Genomic DNA, 17,291 nt, shown 5'->3' on the forward strand with positions numbered 1-17,291 from the left:
TCGCATTGTTAATAAAAACAAAATAATGGTGTAGTTTTCAATAGTATCAAAATCTAGCTTGTTGAACCATTATTTCTTCTTCGGCGCTAGCACCATAATCATTTGTCGACCTTCAATCTTAGTTGGATAAGATTCAATAACCGCCAAATCAGCTAAATCCTTTTTAATACGATCAAGCATTTCAGAACCTAACTGTTGGTGAGCCATTTCACGACCACGAAAACGTAACGTTACTTTAGCTTTATCGCCATCTTCAAGAAAGCGAATCAGGCTGCGGAGTTTTACCTGATAGTCGCCTTCGTCTGTACCAGGTCGGAACTTAATTTCCTTAACCTGAACAACCTTTTGCTTCTTCTTCTGCTCTTTTGTTGCTTTACTCTTTTCATAGAGGAACTTGCCATAATCCATAATTCGACAAACAGGTGGCTCTGCATTAGGGCTTATTTCAACTAAATCTAAAGTTGCTTCTTCAGCTTGTTTTAAAGCTTCATCTAAGCTTACTATACCGAGCTGCTCACCATCGACGCCGGTTAACCTCACCTCACGAGCTGTAATTTCATCATTGATTTTATGTGCTCGTGTTGACTGAATTCGTTTACTGACTTTAATATCTCATTCCTCCAAATTAATTTATCATTAATTCATTTGTTCTAATGAACGACTATGAATTTCGTTAAGCAACAATTCTATAACATGTTTCACTTCAAAGCTACCAAGATCTTTACCTTGACGAGTTCGAACTGAAATTGTTCCTGATTCCATTTCTTTGTCTCCACAAACAAACATATAAGGAACACGTTTTAGAGTATGCTCGCGAATTTTAAACCCTATTTTCTCATTTCTCAAGTCCGCTTTTGCTCTAATGCCAACTTTTTGTAATTGTGCGGTTAATTGTTTGGCATATTCAGCTTGATTATCGGTAATGTTAATTACTGCAACTTGCAATGGAGCAAGCCAAGTAGGGAAAAAACCTGCACAGTTTTCAGTCAAGATACCCATAAAACGCTCCATAGAACCTAAAATAGCTCTATGAATCATAACCGGGACATGACGTTCATTATCTTCACCTACATAAGTCGCATCTAAACGTTCAGGTAGCATAAAATCAAGCTGAACTGTACCGCATTGCCATGCTCTACCTAAACAGTCATGCAAGGTAAATTCTATTTTTGGGCCATAAAAAGCGCCTTCACCTGGTAAATATTCGAATTCAATGCCATTTTCTGTTAAACATTCAGCTAAATCTTTTTCAGCAAGATCCCAAGTTTCATCCTTACCAATTCGTTTTTCAGGACGGGTTGATAACTTAACAGTAATATCATTAAAACCGAAAGTACTATAAGTATCATAAACCATTTTGATACAGCTATTTACTTCACTGCGAATTTGATCTTCAGTACAAAAGATATGTGCATCATCTTGTGTAAAACCTCGAACGCGCATCAAACCATGTAAAGATCCTGAAGGTTCATTACGATGGCAACTACCAAATTCCGCCATACGTAATGGTAAATCACGATAAGATTTTAAGCCTTGATTAAAAATTTGTACATGTCCTGGACAGTTCATTGGTTTAATACAATATTCACGATTTTCAGAAGAAGTAACAAACATTAACTCTTTATAATTACCCCAGTGACCTGTTTTTTCCCACAAAACACGATCCATCATAAATGGACCTTTTACTTCTTGATAATCGTATTCTTTCAATTTAGTGCGAACAAAAACCTCAAGTTCACGGAAAATAATCCAACCATCATTATGCCAAAACACCATACCAGGCGCCTCTTCTTGCATATGATAAAGATCTAGTTGCTTACCAATTTTGCGATGATCTCGTTTAGCGGCTTCTTCTAAAAATTGTAAATAGCTATCAAGTTGTTTTTTATCTGCCCATGCTGTTCCATAAATACGTTGTAACATTTTATTATCACTGTTACCGCGCCAATAAGCTCCAGCAATTTTTTGCAATTTAAAATGATGGCAAAAACGCATATTAGGAACATGTGGTCCACGACACATATCAATATATTCTTCGTGATGATAAAGAGCTGGTTTTGAATCTTTTGGAATATTTTCATCTAAAATAGCAATTTTGTATGGTTCATGTCGCTCCCAAAAAACTTCTCTAGCGCGCTCCCAACTAACCACTTCTTTTTTTACTTCATAATTTTTTTTAGCCAACTCATGCATGCGTTTTTCTAGTGCATCAAGGTCTTCCTGAGTTAAAGAGTGATCTAAATCAACATCATAATAAAAACCATTATCAATTGTTGGACCAATAGCCATTTGTGTATTAGGCCATAGTTGTTTAATTGCGTGACCCAATAAATGTGCACAAGAATGACGAATAATTTCGAGTCCATCTTCATCTTTGGCTGTAATGATGGCTAATGTTGCATCTTGATCAATGACATCACAGGCATCTTTACGCTCGCCATTTACACGCCCAGCTATACAAGCTTTAGCAAGACCTGCTCCAATACTTTGAGCAACTTCTAAAACAGTAACGGGTTTATCGAATTGACGTTGGCTTCCGTCAGGAAGAGTAATAATTGGCATAACAAATCCTTATAACAGTGGTGCGCCACACGAAAGCGCACTTGCTTACTTAAAAAATAGGTCGAATATACTACCACTTATCATCTGGATTTAAAATAGAAAGAATCATATTAATATGAAGCTTAATAAATATACTAAAACACATAGTTACCGGAAACTTTTTTACAAATAAATGGTTATTTTTGTATAACAAAGATTATAATCATTAACTAATAAAAGTTTATAATATGAACACATATGCTATGAATATTTGGATTGATGCTGATGCCTGCCCTAACCCAATTAAAGAGATTTTATATCGAGTTGCAAATCGAAAAGCAATAAATACAACATTAATTGCAAATCAATGTTTAACTATCCCCTTGTCACCTTATATTAAAACTTTATTAGTTGAAAAAGGATTTGATGTAGCAGATAGAAAAATAATTGAGTCGGTTCAAAAAAATGATTTAGTTATTACCTCAGACATTCCACTTGCATCCGAAGTTTTAAATAAAAATGCATTAGTGCTCACGCCACGAGGTGAACAATATACACTAGATACAATTAAAGAACGATTAATTATGAGAGATTTTATGGAAACCATGCGAGCAAGTGGAATACAATCTAAAGGTTCAGCTCCATTTTCCAGCAAAGACCGAGAAAAATTTGCTAATCAGCTTGATATATTACTTAATTCAACATCGAAATGAATTTAATAACTCTTTTAAATCGAGCAGCCAAATTAGCAAAACTAAATTTTTAGAAATAGCTCTCTGCTTTTGAATGGTTTTGATCCTACATAAGGTTTCAACGCCATCCTAGTAAAGCGTTTAGCTGCTTTTAACGTATCGATATTATCAAATTGACGTTTTCCTAAAGCTAAAACCTGCTCGCCAGTAAAGCTGATGCTATTTTGTAATAAACTACTGATAAATCCTTTTTCCGATTGATATTGATAATACATCGATTTAACAATGTCATCGCCAGTTACACAGCAGTGAAAAAAATCAACGTGATATCCTAAATTTTCTAATAACGATAATTCAAAAGCTCGCAACACATTTTCAGCAGGAACCTGTTGGGCTAATTGTTTCAGACTTTTTAGATAATCATCAAAAAGAGTTGGCAATTCTGCTTCTGCAACTAAAACTCGATGTAATAGTTCATTTAAATAAAATGCGCTATACAAAAAAACAGATACCAATGGCAATGCAAGCGACATAGCTTCAACCTGACGCAATGTTTTTATTTCACCTTGGCCTGAGTATTGCACAATAAGTGGAGTAAAAGGTTGCAACATACCTTTCAAGGCAGAGCTTTTTCGTTTAGCACCTTTAGCTAATACCTTTACTTTTCCGATATTTTCAACAAATAGATCGACTAATAAACTAGTTTCAGTATAAGAACGAGTATGTAGTATAAATGCTCTTTGCCAATTTTCCATTCAAAATACCTTTCAATCATACCACCGTTTTTTGATTAATAAATTGTATCTGAGCAAAATTTAGATAAATCCATGAAATTTTCACCTGAAATTTAACTAAAGATCCGATATAATCAATGCAAACAATAGGATTATAGGATAAATAAAAGACAAGCTATGGAACTTTTTTCAATAATTTTACTTTTGGTGTTAATTGTATCACTTTCTGGTGTCGTTGTTAAAATGTTACCAATTCAAATTCCACTACCTCTAATGCAAATATTATTAGGTTGCATATTGGCGGCATTTAATGTTTATGTAGAATTTGATCCAAAACTATTTCTTGTTTTATTTATTCCTCCTTTACTTTTTGCTGATGGACGCAAAACATCAGTAAAAGACTTCATATACAATGGTAGAGAAATTGTCGGATTGGCTTTAGTTTTAGTTGTTATCTCTATTATAGCATTAGGTTATATTCTGCATTGGATATTACCAAATGTTGAATTAGCAGCAGGTTTAGCTTTAGCTGCTGTATTATCTCCAACCGATGCAGTTGCATTAGGTGGAATTGTTGGTAAAGGCCGTATCGAAAAAGAGAAGATGGAAATCATTGAAGGTGAAGCATTAATGAATGATGCTTCAGGTCTGGTCTCTTTAAAATTTGCTATTGCTATTGCAGTTGGTGATGCAGTATTTAACATCTTTGATGTTAGCGTACAATTTTTTATAGTTGCTATTGGTGGCTTGGCTATTGGCGTTTTATTTACTTGGTTATATGCACGTATTTTGCGTAAAATAAATCAGCTAACTCACAATGATCCCGCTATTCAAATAGTATTACTATTTTTACTACCATTCGCCGCTTATATCATTGCTGAGGAATGTCATTGTTCTGGTATTTTAGCAGCAGTAAGCGCAGGTATGACGGTTAATCATTCTGGTATGATGCGAAATGCTCCTTTAACTGCGCGTTTACAATCAGATAGCACATGGTCAATGTTAACGTTTGTCTTTAATGGTTTTGTATTCGTTTTATTAGGTATTCAATTACCAAGTATTCTTAACAATACTTTTGCTGAAAACCAGATCGACACTTCGATTGAGGTATGGCAATTATGTTTAATTGTTCTATTTGTTTTTGCTGTATTGATGGGAACTCGATTTGCTTGGTTATGGGCGATGAAGCATATGCCTACAATGCCATTTGGAACCAAAAGACCTCTTGCATTCAGATCCTATTCAAACCGAGACCTGCTTATTTCAACATTTGCAGGAGTTCGAGGAGCCATCACTTTAGCTGGTGTATTGTCTATTCCAATGACGATTAGTGGTCGTTATCAACTTGTTTTTATTGCAGCAGGTATTATTTTAATTTCATTGATTGTTGCTGTGATCATATTACCTATCTTATTACGAGGTAGTGTTATTTTAGATAATTCAGAACAAACAAATGAAATTTTAACTGTAAAAGGTCATATGGCTGAAGAGGCAATTGTAAGCCTAGAAAAAATGCAAAATAATTTGTTGCAAGAAACAGCTGAAGACCGAGTAGATCAAGAAATTATTCATGAAGTCGGCTCACGTGTTATCGGTTCGCTAAGGCGCAGAACCGGCCTTAAAGATTTAGAACAAAAATCTCTTGAAGCAGAAAATCTAGAAAGACGTATGCGTTTAGTTGCTATAGGTGCAGAACGTACTGCTCTTTTACAAATGAAAGTTCGTAATGAGGTTAGTGAAGAGGTTTTTGAGCATTTGAATACCGACTTGGATATTTATGAAAAAATGATTTCTGGGGATGCATAAATGATTGGAGCAAAAAGCCAAATTTTAAACAAAATTCATTCACAGTTTGTTAATAAAGCGCCCCATATTTTGGGGCTTACCTTACGATACATTCCTTTTAATGTCAAAAAACAAACCATAGAGCAATTATTGAAATTACAATTTGAACATTCTCTAGAAGATGGTGAACTGGATTTTTTAGAAAATCGTTGGCTTAAAATTCAAGTTACTGATCTGGAACTTGTGTGGTTTGTTAGTTTAATCGATAACAAATTAGTTGTTAGCCGAGAAGAAATTGCTGATGTAAGCTTTATAGGTAATGCTAATGATTTGATTATGATAGCAACTAGACGACAAGATCCCGATACGCTATTTTTTCAACGTCGTTTGATTGTTGAAGGTGATACTGAATTAGGGTTATATGTAAAAAACTTAATGGATTCTATAGAGTTGGAAGCTATGACAAAATTTTTAAGGCTAACACTTGAAAAATTAGCCGACATTATCGAAAGTGCACCAACCAATTAAGAATAAATTATACTCATTTTAAATCATTCAAAATGTTTATTCTGTGTAATGATAGATTTCATTGAAAATTTTGAATTGATTAATTTCTATCTTGTAAATAATAGATTATTCTAACCCCCCATATAAAATGGGGAAAAGAAGCTGATTATTTTGAGTATATATAATGAAATTTATGAGTTTCTTTACAGAAAACATAAAATATATGGTTACAAAATGAAAAATAACCAAGAACAGCCAACTTTTTACTTCCACGATTATGAAACATTTGGAACTCATCCTGCATTAGATCGCCCTGCTCAATTTGCTGGAATTCGAACTGATGAGAATTTTAATATTATTGAAGATCCTTTGGTTATATATTGTTGTCAAGCTCAAGACTATCTACCCAATCCAGAAGCGGTACTAATTACTGGCATAACACCTCAAGAAACTAATAACAAAGGAGTTTGTGAAGCTGAATTTACTCGACAAATTCATCAAGCTTTTAGCAAACCTAATACTTGTATTTTAGGATATAACAATATTCGTTTTGATGATGAAGTAACGCGTAATCTTTTATATCGTAATTTTTATGACCCTTATACTTATTGTTGGCAACACAACAATTCAAGATGGGATCTACTTGATGTAGTTCGTGCTTGTTATGCGCTAAGACCAGAAGGAATTAATTGGCCAACTAATGATGAAGGCCTACCAAGTTTTCGTTTAGAACATCTAACAAAAGCAAATAACATTAAGCATGAACATGCACATGATGCAATGTCTGATGTTTATGCAACTATAGCAATGGTTAAATTAATAAAAGAAAAACAACCTAAACTGTTTAATTATTTTTTCTCATTACGTAAAAAAAATAAAGTTGCTGAACTTATTGATGTAGTTAATATGACACCAATAGTTCATGTATCAGGTATGTTAGGTAGCCATCGTGGTAATCTATCTTTAGTTTCACCTATAATTTGGCATCCAGTACAAAATAGTGCCGCTGTTATTTGCGATTTAACTGGAGATATAGATCTCTTAATCGATCTACCTGTTGAGCAAATAAAGGAAAGGCTCTACACCAAAACTAAAGATCTACAATTAGGTGAATCACGAATACCTTTAAAATTGGTTCATACCAATAAATGTCCTGTTATTGCACCATTAAAAACATTATTACCTGAAAATGCTGAACGGTTTAACATTGATATAGAGCAATGTTTAATAAACCAACATAAATTGTTAGAAAATCAAAATTTATTACAAAATAAAATACAGACGTTATTTAATATTGATAATAATAGTCCTATTAATACTATTAACGCTGATGTTGATGCTCAAATTTATGGAAAATTTCTAAATAACCAAGATAAGTTACGCTGCGAGACTATTCGAACAACTCCAATTCATCTATTAGATAGTTTATCATTAACGTTTGATGATCCTCGTTTACCAACACTATTTTTTCGTTATAAAGCGCGAAATTACCCACAAACATTAACAGAGCATGAACAGATTATTTGGAAAGATTATTGTCGCGATAAACTCAACACCCCAAAAATTCAAGATTACTTATTAATATTAGAACAATATGCTGAAACTTATATTCAGCAACCAGAAAAACTAGCAATAATTAAACAACTTTATCATTACTGCCATTATTTAGTTGGTAATTAATTTTGACGAGCGTATCATATAGACAAATAACTTTATGTCACTCTAGCATCCGTCATAATTTATAATTAAGATTAATAGCATTTACGTTATGAAACATTTTCTAGCTAAGCACGCTACCATCAGACATAGACTATATTCTTTATACTATACTTTTTTTAGTTATGGTCGTGGATTGGTCATATTAACTCTTTGTTTATGGGTAGGTAATATTATTTCTAAAATATTACCTATAATAATTCCTGGCAGTATTATTGGTTTATTGATCCTGTTCTTTTTACTTGCATTTCAGTTAATTCCCACTTGCTGGATCAAAAATAGCTGTAATCTATTCATGCGTTACATGACATTATTATTTATTCCTGCAGCAATGGGGATTATGGATAATTATTCACTTTTATTACAAAATTGGGTTCCGATTATATTTGGCTGTGTAGGTGGTTCTCTTATTGTATTGCTTCTAACCGCATTTTTAACAGAACAATGTCATAAAATCGCAGCAAAAAATTCAATTTCATCACCAAAAGATGAGGTCAATCAGCCATGATATGGATGCTACCATTAACGCTTTTTGTTTTCTTCATTATTAGAAAAATATCATTTAAAATAAAAAATCCGTTATTTAATCCCCTTGTGATTACGGTAATAGTATTAATTCCAATTTTACTGATAACAAACACCAGTTACACACAATACGTTGACAACGTACAAATCATTAATAAACTATTGCCTTATTCTGTTGTTGCTCTCGCCTATCCTTTATATGAACTTATTCCCCAAATTAAAGCTCGTTGGAAGTCAATAATGATTATTACTTTTACCGCATCGCTTGCTTCAATGATAACCGGTGTTTGTATTGTATTTTGGTTAGGTGGAAGTATTGAGATTGCTGCATCTGTGCTACCTAAATCTGTTACTACTGCCATTGCAGTAACAATTGCAAGTAATCAAGATGGTGTACCGTCAATAGCTGCATTATGCGTGATATTAGTTGGAACATTAGGCGGTATATTTGGACATCAAATATTAAATTTAGTTAAAATAAAATCAGCACCAGCAAGAGGATTAGCTATCGGTGCTGTTTCACATGCTGTCGGCACTGCCCGTTGTATTGAAGTTGATTATAACGAAGGTGCGTATAGTTCGTTATCATTAGTTTTATGTGGTGTTATGACCTCATTGACAGCACCTTTTTTATTTCCAATAATGGTATTTATTTTTAACTGGTTTTAGCATGAAATTAAAAAAGCTTATTGCTTATATTGCTAGTTTCTGCTTGATTTTAATAACTGCTATTGTAGGTTTAGATTATTGGATCAGCTATAAAACAGCTCCTTATATTTATCATGATGAAAACAAACTTCCTTACCGGACTATTGGTGTTGTACTTGGAACATCGAAATATGTTCGAGGAGGAGGTTTAAATGATTTTTATCGTAATCGTATTGATGGAGCAATTGATCTTTATTGGCAAAACAAAGTTGATTATTTATTATTAAGTGGTGATAACGCTCTTTTAAGCTACAACGAACCAATTACTATGAAGAAGGATTTGATAAAAGCAGGAATTCCTAGCGATGTGATCGTTTTGGATTATGCAGGTTTTAGAACTTTCGATTCAGTGGTTCGTGCCAATAAAGTATTTGATGCAAATAATTTTACTATTATCACTCAAGAGTTTCATTGCGAACGAGCCATTTTTATTGCCCTTGCTCAAGACATACAAGCACAATGTTTTGCTGTGCCCTCCCCTAAAAATATGAAGTTAGTCCGTATCCGCGAAATGTTTGCGCGTGTTAGTGCATTTATTGATCTTTATATTCTAAAAAAAGAACCTAGATATCTTGGCCCTGTAATTCCTATTTTATCTAATGCTCAATAACCATCCTAAATAACAAAAGATTGTAAAAACTTTCAGGAAAGTGCATCTTTAAGTATAAAAACCAGACAAAAGAGAACTTGTCTAATAAATTAGATTGCATTTTTATGCAGGAAAAAGTAATATTTAATCAAATTTAGCATCAAGAAAAATGTATAACTAACAATGAATATTGAATTAAACCATATTAACTGTTTTTATGGTAAACATCAGGCTTTAAATGATGTTTCACTCTGTTATCCACTTGGTGAAACCATTGTTTTACTTGGTCAAAGTGGAGCAGGAAAAAGCTCTTTATTAAAAGTATTTAATTTACTTGAAATACCTAAATCAGGGCAGATGACTATTGCTAACACCCATTTTGATTTTTCTGAAAAAATCAGTGAATCAACAATTAGACATCTCCGTAAAAATGTAGGCATGGTATTTCAAAACTATAATTTATGGCCGCATTTGACGGTACTAGAAAATTTGATTGAAGCACCTTGCCAAGTATTAAAGTTATCTAAAAAAGAAGCTTGCGATAAAGCAATGGCGATATTACAAAGATTGCAAATTGATGATATGGCACAACGCTACCCGCTTCACCTCTCAGGTGGACAACAGCAACGTGTCGCTATTGCTAGAGCGTTAATGATGGAACCTCAAATATTATTATTCGATGAACCTACAGCAGCATTAGATCCAGCAATTACATCGCAAATTGCCGAAATTATCAATGAGCTATCTCAAACAGGTATTACACAAATTATAGTTACGCATGAAGTTGATTTTGCACGCAAAATTGCTTCACAAGTAATTTATATGGAGCAAGGTAAAATCATTGAGCGAGGACAACTCGAATGTTTTGCTCATCCTAAAACTGAAGAGTTTAAAGCTTATTTGTCACATTAATTAAAATAAAATTAGGTGGATATATGAAAAAAACGTTACTAGCCATTTGTCTTGCAGGAACTGCTTTTGTAGCTCAAGCAGCAGACACCTTAACAATCGGAACAGAAGCAACTTATGCGCCTTTTGAATTTACTAATGAAAAAAATGAAATCATCGGCTTTGATATTGATGTGATTAATAAGATTTGTGATGAAATAAAAGTTTCATGCAAAATTGTCAATCAATCATTTGATGGTTTAATTCCTAGCTTAAAAACTCGTCGAATTGATGCCGCTATAGCCGGAATTGATATTACGCCAGAACGACAAAAACAAGTTGATTTTACTAAAATTTATTATGATGATAGCTCAATCCAATTTGTTACATTGAAAGATACATTGACTAGTCTCGATCAACTAAAAGGTAAACGAGTTGGTCTACAAAAAGGAACAACTTATCCTAAATATTTAAGTGATAAATTCCCAGATATGAAAGCGGTTAGCTATGATAGTTATCAGTACGCTATTTTAGATTTAAAAGCGAAGAGAATTGATGCAATAGTTTCAAGCTCAATCGTAGCTGGCGAATGGCTAGGCAAAGAGGCAGATATTGTTGCTTTAAGCGATAAAATCACTGACCACGACTATTTTGGTGAAGGTTTAGGAATTGCTATCCGTAAGGGTAACGAAAAATTACTTAACCAATTTGATCAAGCAATAGATAAATTAAAAGCTAACGGTGAGTTAGATGCTATCTATAAAAAATGGTTCAATAAATAAACTATATTTTTAAATAAATACAATGATAATCTCGCCGCATTATCTTGCGGCGAATTTATTTTTTAAATTAACCTTGGTTTTTTTATGTTTGATTTTTTTGCAAATAAAATGATATGGATCTCATCGTTAATGGATGGGTATATTTTGCCGCTTATACAAGCAACAGGTATCACATTATCATTGGCCTTTGTATCATTAATTATCGGAATTGTTTTCGCTTTAATTTTCTCAATACTAGAATCTGTTCCATTTAAACCCGTTGCGTGGGCAATGTCCTTATTTAACTTAACAATTCGCGCGTTACCTGAATTATTAATTGTGGTAGCTATTTATAACGGATTACCACTATTATTAATATTATTAAATGATGGTTTCACAATCGATCTTTATTATTTGTCATTGACGATACAATTAGATATTCAAGATTTTAATATTAGTCCTTTTTTATGCGGTGTTGCAGCACTATCACTTTTATACGCTGTTTATGCCTCTCAAACGTTACGCGGTGCATTTAAAGCAATTTCTAACGGACAAAAACAAGCAGCTCAAGTACTTGGGTTAAGTAAATCACGCACGTTTCTTCGTATTATAATGCCACAAATGTGGCGTCATGCCTTGCCTGGATTAAGTAATCAGTGGTTAATTTTGTTAAAAGACACCGCATTAGTTTCAGCAATTGCAATTGATGATTTAATGATGCAAACCAAAACTATCATCGCGCGAACCAACCAACCTTTTTTATGGTATTTTGTTGCAATGATCATTTATCTAATTATCTCAATTTTAAGTCAAAAGGTTATAACGCGTATTGAAAAACGCTCAACCTATTTTGAACAACCTACATCAGCGAAAAGTTAGTAAGGCCGTATTATGTCTGATAATTTTATTCATTACCTTAACATCATTGCCCAAGGTTTACCCGATACATTAAGTTTAGGTATTTTGGGTATTTTATCTGCTGGATTGATTGCTGCTTGTCTATCATGCATATTGTCATTAAATCACTTTATATTAAATAAAGTTATACGCACATATGTCATTATATTTACAGGTACACCTTTACTAGTACAACTTTTACTAATTTATTATGGGCCATCACAATTTAGAGATATTTTAATCAAAATACCGACGTTTTATAACATTATTTCTTCGCCTTGGTTTTGTGCCTATTTAACATTAACACTCAATAGTGCCGCCTATACAACTCAAATTTTTTATGGTTCATTAAAAGCCTTACCTAAAGGACAGTGGCAAGCTTGTGAAGCACTTGGCATGAATAAAAAACAAACTTTAAAAGTTGTTTTGCCTTATGCATTAAAAAGAGCCCTTTCGACTTATTCAAATGAAGTTGTCTTTGTAGTAAAAGGCACAGCATTAGCGTCAATGATTCCTGTTATGGATGTTATGGGCTACAGCAATGAATTGAATGCGGATTATTATGATTTCACTATTTTTATTGCTGCTGGGTTAATATATCTCTTGATAAATGGTTTACTTAGCACCATTATGAGGATTATAGAGAAAAAAGCCCTCAAATTTGAAAACTAATATGAGCCAATTTGATTCAGCATCTTTTTTAAAAACAGTTCCACATAAGCCAGGAATTTATCAAATGTTTAATGATAAACAGACGATTATTTATGTGGGAAAGGCTAAAGATCTTAATAATCGCTTAAAAAGTTACTTTAATAATAGTAAAAAAACGCTAAAAACGGATATGCTCGTTAGTCATATCCATCATATTGAATTTACAATTACCAATACCGAAACCGAAGCCTTACTGCTTGAACAGACTTATATTAAAAAGTATCAACCCCGATACAATGTACTGTTAAAAGATGACAAAAGTTACCCTTTTATAAAGTTAAGCAAAGAACAACATCCGCAATTGTCTCTTTATCGTGGTGCGGTCAATCGAAAAAAAGATGAATTTTTTGGCCCTTATCCAAGTGGATATGCAGTAAAGCAAATATTAGCTTTATTACAAAAAACATTTCCAATAAGACAGTGTTTAAATTCAACCTATCGCAACCGAACTCGCCCCTGCCTACAATATCAAATTAAACGTTGCTTAGGGCCTTGTGTGTCTGGATTAGTCAGTGATGAAGATTACCTAGAACAAGTTAACTATGTTAGATTATTTTTATCTGGTCAATCAGATCAGATAATACAAAAAATAACTGAAGATATGCAAAAAGCTAGTAGCGAACTCAACTTTGAAAAAGCAGCGGTTTTGCGTGATCAACTTCAAGCAATAAAACACATTAATGAAAAACAAGCAATATACAATAATAATGATAATCTTGATGTTATTGGATTCCATTATGAATTAGGATTAGCTTGTATCTATGTACTGTTTATTCGGAATGGGCAAACTTTTGGTCATCGATCATACTTTCCTAAAGTACCATCAAATACAGAACTAGAAGAAGTTATAGAAACTTTTTTAGGACAATTTTATCTACAAGGTAACCAGAATAGAAATATTCCGAGAAAAATTTTACTCAATTTTTCATTATCAGATAAACAACCAATGGAAGAGACACTGTCACTTATTGCAGAGCATCAAGTTAAACTCATTGATGAACCTAAAGGAGATAATCTTAAATTACTCAATATTGCAACAGTAAACGCTCAAACTGAAGTTAAAAATAAGCTATTAGAAAATTCCACAATAAAACAACGATATGACGCATTAAAATCTTTTTTGGGAATCGATAAAATTAACCGAATGGAATGTTTTGATATCAGCCACTTTATGGGTAAAAACACGATTGCATCTTGTGTTGTATTTGATGATAAAGGACCTGTTAAATCTGAATTCCGTCGTTATAATATTACTGGTATCACACCTGGCGATGATTATGCGGCAATGGAACAAGTCTTAACGCGCCGTTACAGTAAAAAAGAACTACCCGATGAAAAAGTTCCTGATATTATTTTTATTGACGGTGGTAAAGGGCAACTTAATCAAGCTCTAAAGGTATTTGAACAATTAGAGGTAAATTGGAACAAAAATCATCCTATACTAATTGGTGTTGCTAAAGGAGCTGATCGTAAAGAAGGATTAGAAACCCTCTTTTTTGAAGCTCATGGTACAGGACATTATCTTGATGCTCATTCCCCTGCACTATTACTCATTCAGCAAATAAGAAATGCATCACATGATCATGCTATTGTTGGTCAACGTAAAAAAGGGACAAAACAATTAACCGACAGCGCCTTAGAACATATTGAAGGTATTGGCGCTAAAAGGCGTCAAGCACTACTGAAACATTTTGGTGGATTAAGAGAGTTAAAAAATGCCAGTATTGATGAAATAGCGCAAGTACAAGGTATATCAAAACAATTAGCTGAAAAAATTTATCTAAATTTACAACAATAACCCATTGAAAAAATAACATATTTCAGGCAACATAATCATTAAGAAAATACTGTTTTTTATTAATCTATAATGCATTGATTAATAAAATAAAAAAAGAGCTTTTGTCACATGAAAATTAATTTTCCAACATTTTTAACACTATTTCGAGTTATTTTAATTCCTTTTTTTGTGCTGGCATTTTATTTGTTCCCTCATGAATGGTCTGGTTTTTTCTCTGCATTAATTTTTTTAATTGCGGCCGTGACTGATGTATTAGATGGTTATCTTGCTCGCCGCCTAGGACAGACAACCAAGTTTGGCGCATTTTTAGATCCAGTCGCCGACAAAATCATAGTAACAATAGCGCTTGTTTTAATTACACAATATTATCAATCATGGTGGATCTCAATCCCTGCAATTATTATTGTTTCACGAGAAATTATAATATCGGCCTTACGGGAATGGATGGCTGAAATTGGTAAACGTAACAATGTAGCTGTTTCGTCAATTGGGAAAATCAAAACGATAGCACAAATGACAGCATTAACTTGGCTACTTTGGCGTCCTTGTGACATTGTTATTTACGCAGGTCTTGCAGCATTGTTTATTGCAACAGTATTAACGCTATTATCAATGTTGCAATATTTATGGATAGCACATAGCGATTTATTAGAAGAATAATAACTTTTAGTTAATATTTCTACCTAAGCATGTTTTTATTCGAGTAATTTTGTTGATAAATTCTAGTAAACAAAATTACTCATCCCCTTCAAAATCAACCAATAACTTCTATTTAAATTGTTAATCAGTCAAACATTGAGCAATTAAACGATTTATTTAAAATTTTTATTGACTGAAACCATAAGATCGGTAAAATGCACAGCATTCAAAACAAATTACTTTTTAGTAATTAATTTTGAGCCCGGGTGGTGAAATCGGTAGACACAAGGGATTTAAAATCCCTCGGCCTTTTTGGCCGTGCGAGTTCAAGTCTCGCCCCGGGCACCACTTCTTACCTATGCGGGAATAGCTCAGTTGGTAGAGCACGACCTTGCCAAGGTCGGGGTCGCGAGTTCGAACCTCGTTTCCCGCTCCAATATAACATCCAGTATAGTCCGTTAAAATCCGCAAAACTTAGAATTTGCAAGTGATTTAACGGTTTTACTTTCCAGTATAGAACAGAATAATCCAGAGTCATCCAAGAGAATTTAGTCCAAAAATCAGTCCAAAAACGGAATGAGTTTTTTTGGACTAGTCCAAAAAATGTGTTATCGTGATAATGTATTTTTTGAACAGTTTGTCTAAATATTGACTAGCTATCCTTACGTTCATCAATAACATAAGGAGTTTATCATGGCTGTACTTACTGAGTATAAAATTAAAGCGGCAAAATCTAAAGTTAAGGAATATACTCTAAAAGATGGTAATGGGTTATTTCTAAATATTCATCCCAATGGTTCAAAGTATTGGCTGTTTCGTTTTTCTTGGAACGGTAAACAGACCCGAATGTCGTTCGGCACCTATCCAAAGGTAGATATAAAACAAGCCCGTTATCTATGTGAACAAGCCAATTTTAAATTGTTAAGCAACATCGATCCACGCTTAAAAGAAAATCCAACTATTGAGCCCGTAGAGGAAGCGGTTGATGAAGAGCAAAAATGCACTTTTGCTCAATTTGCGCTGCATTGGCTTGAGTTTAAACTAAAGAAGTTAAACTCAAAACCCTCTAAAGATAAAAAGAATAACGGACGCGGTAGTACCGAGATTCAAATTCGCCGAGCTTTCACTAATGATATTTTCCCTGTCTTAAAAGACAAATCATTACAATCGGTGACAAGAAAGGATTTGTTGTTGATTATGCGCAGAGTTGTTTTCCTCTTTTTTGTCATTAAGGAAATCTAGTAATCCTTTGGGCGTCGGACCTGAAGCTGGGTACTTATAAGTGCCACTTATTGGCATCATTGATACTCGATTATTTATTAGACTTATATGTTGTTCTGGGGAAGCACCGATTAAGATACAAGACTTCGTTTTGATAAGGAAAGTCCAATAAGAACCAGATTCTTTAGCTATTAATTTTTTGAATATAGAAAAAATTTTACGTATAGAGAATGTAAATACCCCAAACTTAGTACACAACTCACGTAGAAAATTAAGCTGCTTGTTTTAGTGTTTTATACTCAATCGGTGTCATGTTATTTAATGCCTCATGCGGTCTTTCGGTGTTATAAATCGTTAGCCATTCTTCGGTTATTTTCCTAGCTTGTGCTAAGTTGTTAAAAAGATATAAATCGAGTACTTCAGTACGATAGGTACGATTAAATCGTTCAATAAAGCCATTTTGATAAGGGCTACCGGGCTGGATATAATCAATGGTTATATCATGTGATTTAGCCCAGTTTATAAAGGTTTTTCCTGTAAATTCTGGCCCATTATCGACCCGTATTTTTAATGGATATC

18 protein-coding genes and 2 tRNA genes are annotated in these 17,291 nt (G+C 33.4%); 16 read left to right on the forward strand and 4 right to left on the reverse strand.

Annotated elements, in window-relative coordinates; genetic code table 11:
- Window positions 1–69 precede the first annotated feature (69 nt).
- The gene (gene infC, locus A9G31_RS02415) at window positions 70–609 is read right to left on the reverse strand and encodes a translation initiation factor IF-3 (protein ID WP_065560275.1); all 540 of its coding nucleotides are present in this window, start codon (window positions 607–609) and stop codon (window positions 70–72) included.
- Between the two features lie 27 nt (window positions 610–636).
- Window positions 637–2,562 (reverse strand): threonine--tRNA ligase, encoded by a 1,926-nt coding sequence (thrS, locus tag A9G31_RS02420; protein WP_065560276.1) that lies wholly within the window; start codon window positions 2,560–2,562, stop codon window positions 637–639.
- Window positions 2,563–2,804: 242 nt separating this feature from the next.
- Here thrS and A9G31_RS02425 point away from each other — a divergent pair, with 242 nt between their 5' ends.
- Window positions 2,805–3,254 carry a YaiI/YqxD family protein gene (locus tag A9G31_RS02425; RefSeq protein WP_065560286.1) on the forward strand — a complete coding sequence of 150 codons (450 nt, stop codon included), beginning with the start codon at window positions 2,805–2,807 and terminating at the stop codon, window positions 3,252–3,254.
- A gap of 41 nt (window positions 3,255–3,295) precedes the next feature.
- Here A9G31_RS02425 and recO read toward each other — a convergent pair whose 3' ends face one another.
- The gene (recO, locus tag A9G31_RS02430) at window positions 3,296–3,988 is read right to left on the reverse strand and encodes a DNA repair protein RecO (RefSeq protein ID WP_065560277.1); all 693 of its coding nucleotides are present in this window, start codon (window positions 3,986–3,988) and stop codon (window positions 3,296–3,298) included.
- Between the two features lie 156 nt (window positions 3,989–4,144).
- Here recO and A9G31_RS02435 point away from each other — a divergent pair, with 156 nt between their 5' ends.
- The 15 genes from A9G31_RS02435 to A9G31_RS02505 all read left to right on the forward strand — a co-directional run bounded on the left by A9G31_RS02435 (window position 4,145) and on the right by A9G31_RS02505 (window position 16,733).
- Entirely contained in the window at window positions 4,145–5,773 is a 1,629-nt protein-coding gene (locus tag A9G31_RS02435) for a Na+/H+ antiporter (protein WP_065560278.1), read from the forward strand.
- Window positions 5,774–5,794: 21 nt separating this feature from the next.
- Complete coding sequence (gene ubiT / locus A9G31_RS02440) at window positions 5,795–6,280, forward strand: ubiquinone anaerobic biosynthesis accessory factor UbiT (protein ID WP_065560287.1); 486 nt, start codon at window positions 5,795–5,797, stop codon at window positions 6,278–6,280.
- A gap of 213 nt (window positions 6,281–6,493) precedes the next feature.
- Window positions 6,494–7,939 carry an exodeoxyribonuclease I gene (gene sbcB / locus A9G31_RS02445; RefSeq protein WP_065560279.1) on the forward strand — a complete coding sequence of 482 codons (1,446 nt, stop codon included), beginning with the start codon at window positions 6,494–6,496 and terminating at the stop codon, window positions 7,937–7,939.
- A gap of 88 nt (window positions 7,940–8,027) precedes the next feature.
- Window positions 8,028–8,483, forward strand: coding sequence for a CidA/LrgA family protein (locus A9G31_RS02450; RefSeq protein WP_081297696.1), 456 nt, complete (start codon window positions 8,028–8,030; stop codon window positions 8,481–8,483).
- Complete coding sequence (locus A9G31_RS02455; protein WP_065560280.1) at window positions 8,480–9,169, forward strand: CidB/LrgB family autolysis modulator; 690 nt, start codon at window positions 8,480–8,482, stop codon at window positions 9,167–9,169. The genes A9G31_RS02450 and A9G31_RS02455 overlap by 4 nt, the downstream gene beginning before the upstream one ends.
- A 1-nt stretch (window position 9,170) precedes the next feature.
- The gene (locus A9G31_RS02460; protein ID WP_081297232.1) at window positions 9,171–9,818 is read left to right on the forward strand and encodes an ElyC/SanA/YdcF family protein; all 648 of its coding nucleotides are present in this window, start codon (window positions 9,171–9,173) and stop codon (window positions 9,816–9,818) included.
- A 162-nt stretch (window positions 9,819–9,980) separates the two neighbouring features.
- On the forward strand, window positions 9,981–10,709 hold the full coding sequence (gene artP / locus A9G31_RS02465) for an arginine ABC transporter ATP-binding protein ArtP (RefSeq protein WP_065560281.1): 729 nt from the start codon (window positions 9,981–9,983) through the stop codon (window positions 10,707–10,709).
- A 23-nt stretch (window positions 10,710–10,732) separates the two neighbouring features.
- Window positions 10,733–11,467 (forward strand): transporter substrate-binding domain-containing protein, encoded by a 735-nt coding sequence (locus tag A9G31_RS02470; RefSeq protein WP_065560282.1) that lies wholly within the window; start codon window positions 10,733–10,735, stop codon window positions 11,465–11,467.
- A 129-nt stretch (window positions 11,468–11,596) separates the two neighbouring features.
- Complete coding sequence (gene artQ / locus A9G31_RS02475) at window positions 11,597–12,325, forward strand: arginine ABC transporter permease ArtQ (protein ID WP_065560289.1); 729 nt, start codon at window positions 11,597–11,599, stop codon at window positions 12,323–12,325.
- A gap of 12 nt (window positions 12,326–12,337) precedes the next feature.
- The gene (gene artM / locus A9G31_RS02480; protein ID WP_065560283.1) at window positions 12,338–13,015 is read left to right on the forward strand and encodes an arginine ABC transporter permease ArtM; all 678 of its coding nucleotides are present in this window, start codon (window positions 12,338–12,340) and stop codon (window positions 13,013–13,015) included.
- Between the two features lies 1 nt (window position 13,016).
- Window positions 13,017–14,852: an excinuclease ABC subunit UvrC gene (gene uvrC, locus A9G31_RS02485; RefSeq protein ID WP_065560284.1), complete on the forward strand. Its 1,836-nt coding sequence runs from the start codon at window positions 13,017–13,019 to the stop codon at window positions 14,850–14,852.
- Between the two features lie 108 nt (window positions 14,853–14,960).
- Entirely contained in the window at window positions 14,961–15,512 is a 552-nt protein-coding gene (pgsA, locus tag A9G31_RS02490) for a CDP-diacylglycerol--glycerol-3-phosphate 3-phosphatidyltransferase (protein ID WP_034913104.1), read from the forward strand.
- A 239-nt stretch (window positions 15,513–15,751) separates the two neighbouring features.
- A tRNA-Leu gene (locus A9G31_RS02495) sits at window positions 15,752–15,839 on the forward strand.
- A gap of 12 nt (window positions 15,840–15,851) precedes the next feature.
- Window positions 15,852–15,927 (forward strand) — tRNA-Gly (locus A9G31_RS02500).
- A gap of 257 nt (window positions 15,928–16,184) precedes the next feature.
- The gene (locus A9G31_RS02505; RefSeq protein WP_065560285.1) at window positions 16,185–16,733 is read left to right on the forward strand and encodes a tyrosine-type recombinase/integrase; all 549 of its coding nucleotides are present in this window, start codon (window positions 16,185–16,187) and stop codon (window positions 16,731–16,733) included.
- Between the two features lie 250 nt (window positions 16,734–16,983).
- Here A9G31_RS02505 and A9G31_RS02510 read toward each other — a convergent pair.
- The coding region (locus A9G31_RS02510; protein ID WP_141671333.1) for an integrase core domain-containing protein at window positions 16,984–17,291 on the reverse strand (308 nt) is incomplete at its 5' end.

The sequence above is a fragment of the Gilliamella sp. Gris1-4 genome (assembly GCF_001690335.1).
In the GTDB taxonomy this organism is placed as follows: domain Bacteria; phylum Pseudomonadota; class Gammaproteobacteria; order Enterobacterales; family Orbaceae; genus Gilliamella; species Gilliamella apicola_P.

Bases quoted from the DNA above. Each gene is read 5' to 3' on its own strand.
- thrS (WP_065560276.1), bottom strand. From the start codon at position 2,562: ATGCCAATTATTACTCTTCCTGACGGAAGCCAACGTCAATTCGATAAA.
- A9G31_RS02425 (WP_065560286.1), top strand. From the start codon at position 2,805: ATGAATATTTGGATTGATGCTGATGCCTGCCCTAACCCAATTAAAGAG.
- recO (WP_065560277.1), bottom strand. From the start codon at position 3,988: ATGGAAAATTGGCAAAGAGCATTTATACTACATACTCGTTCTTATACT.
- A9G31_RS02435 (WP_065560278.1), top strand. From the start codon at position 4,145: ATGGAACTTTTTTCAATAATTTTACTTTTGGTGTTAATTGTATCACTT.
- sbcB (WP_065560279.1), top strand. From the start codon at position 6,494: ATGAAAAATAACCAAGAACAGCCAACTTTTTACTTCCACGATTATGAA.
- A9G31_RS02450 (WP_081297696.1), top strand. From the start codon at position 8,028: ATGAAACATTTTCTAGCTAAGCACGCTACCATCAGACATAGACTATAT.
- A9G31_RS02455 (WP_065560280.1), top strand. From the start codon at position 8,480: ATGATATGGATGCTACCATTAACGCTTTTTGTTTTCTTCATTATTAGA.
- A9G31_RS02460 (WP_081297232.1), top strand. From the start codon at position 9,171: ATGAAATTAAAAAAGCTTATTGCTTATATTGCTAGTTTCTGCTTGATT.
- artP (WP_065560281.1), top strand. From the start codon at position 9,981: ATGAATATTGAATTAAACCATATTAACTGTTTTTATGGTAAACATCAG.
- A9G31_RS02470 (WP_065560282.1), top strand. From the start codon at position 10,733: ATGAAAAAAACGTTACTAGCCATTTGTCTTGCAGGAACTGCTTTTGTA.
- artQ (WP_065560289.1), top strand. From the start codon at position 11,597: ATGGATGGGTATATTTTGCCGCTTATACAAGCAACAGGTATCACATTA.
- artM (WP_065560283.1), top strand. From the start codon at position 12,338: ATGTCTGATAATTTTATTCATTACCTTAACATCATTGCCCAAGGTTTA.
- uvrC (WP_065560284.1), top strand. From the start codon at position 13,017: ATGAGCCAATTTGATTCAGCATCTTTTTTAAAAACAGTTCCACATAAG.
- pgsA (WP_034913104.1), top strand. From the start codon at position 14,961: ATGAAAATTAATTTTCCAACATTTTTAACACTATTTCGAGTTATTTTA.
- A9G31_RS02505 (WP_065560285.1), top strand. From the start codon at position 16,185: ATGGCTGTACTTACTGAGTATAAAATTAAAGCGGCAAAATCTAAAGTT.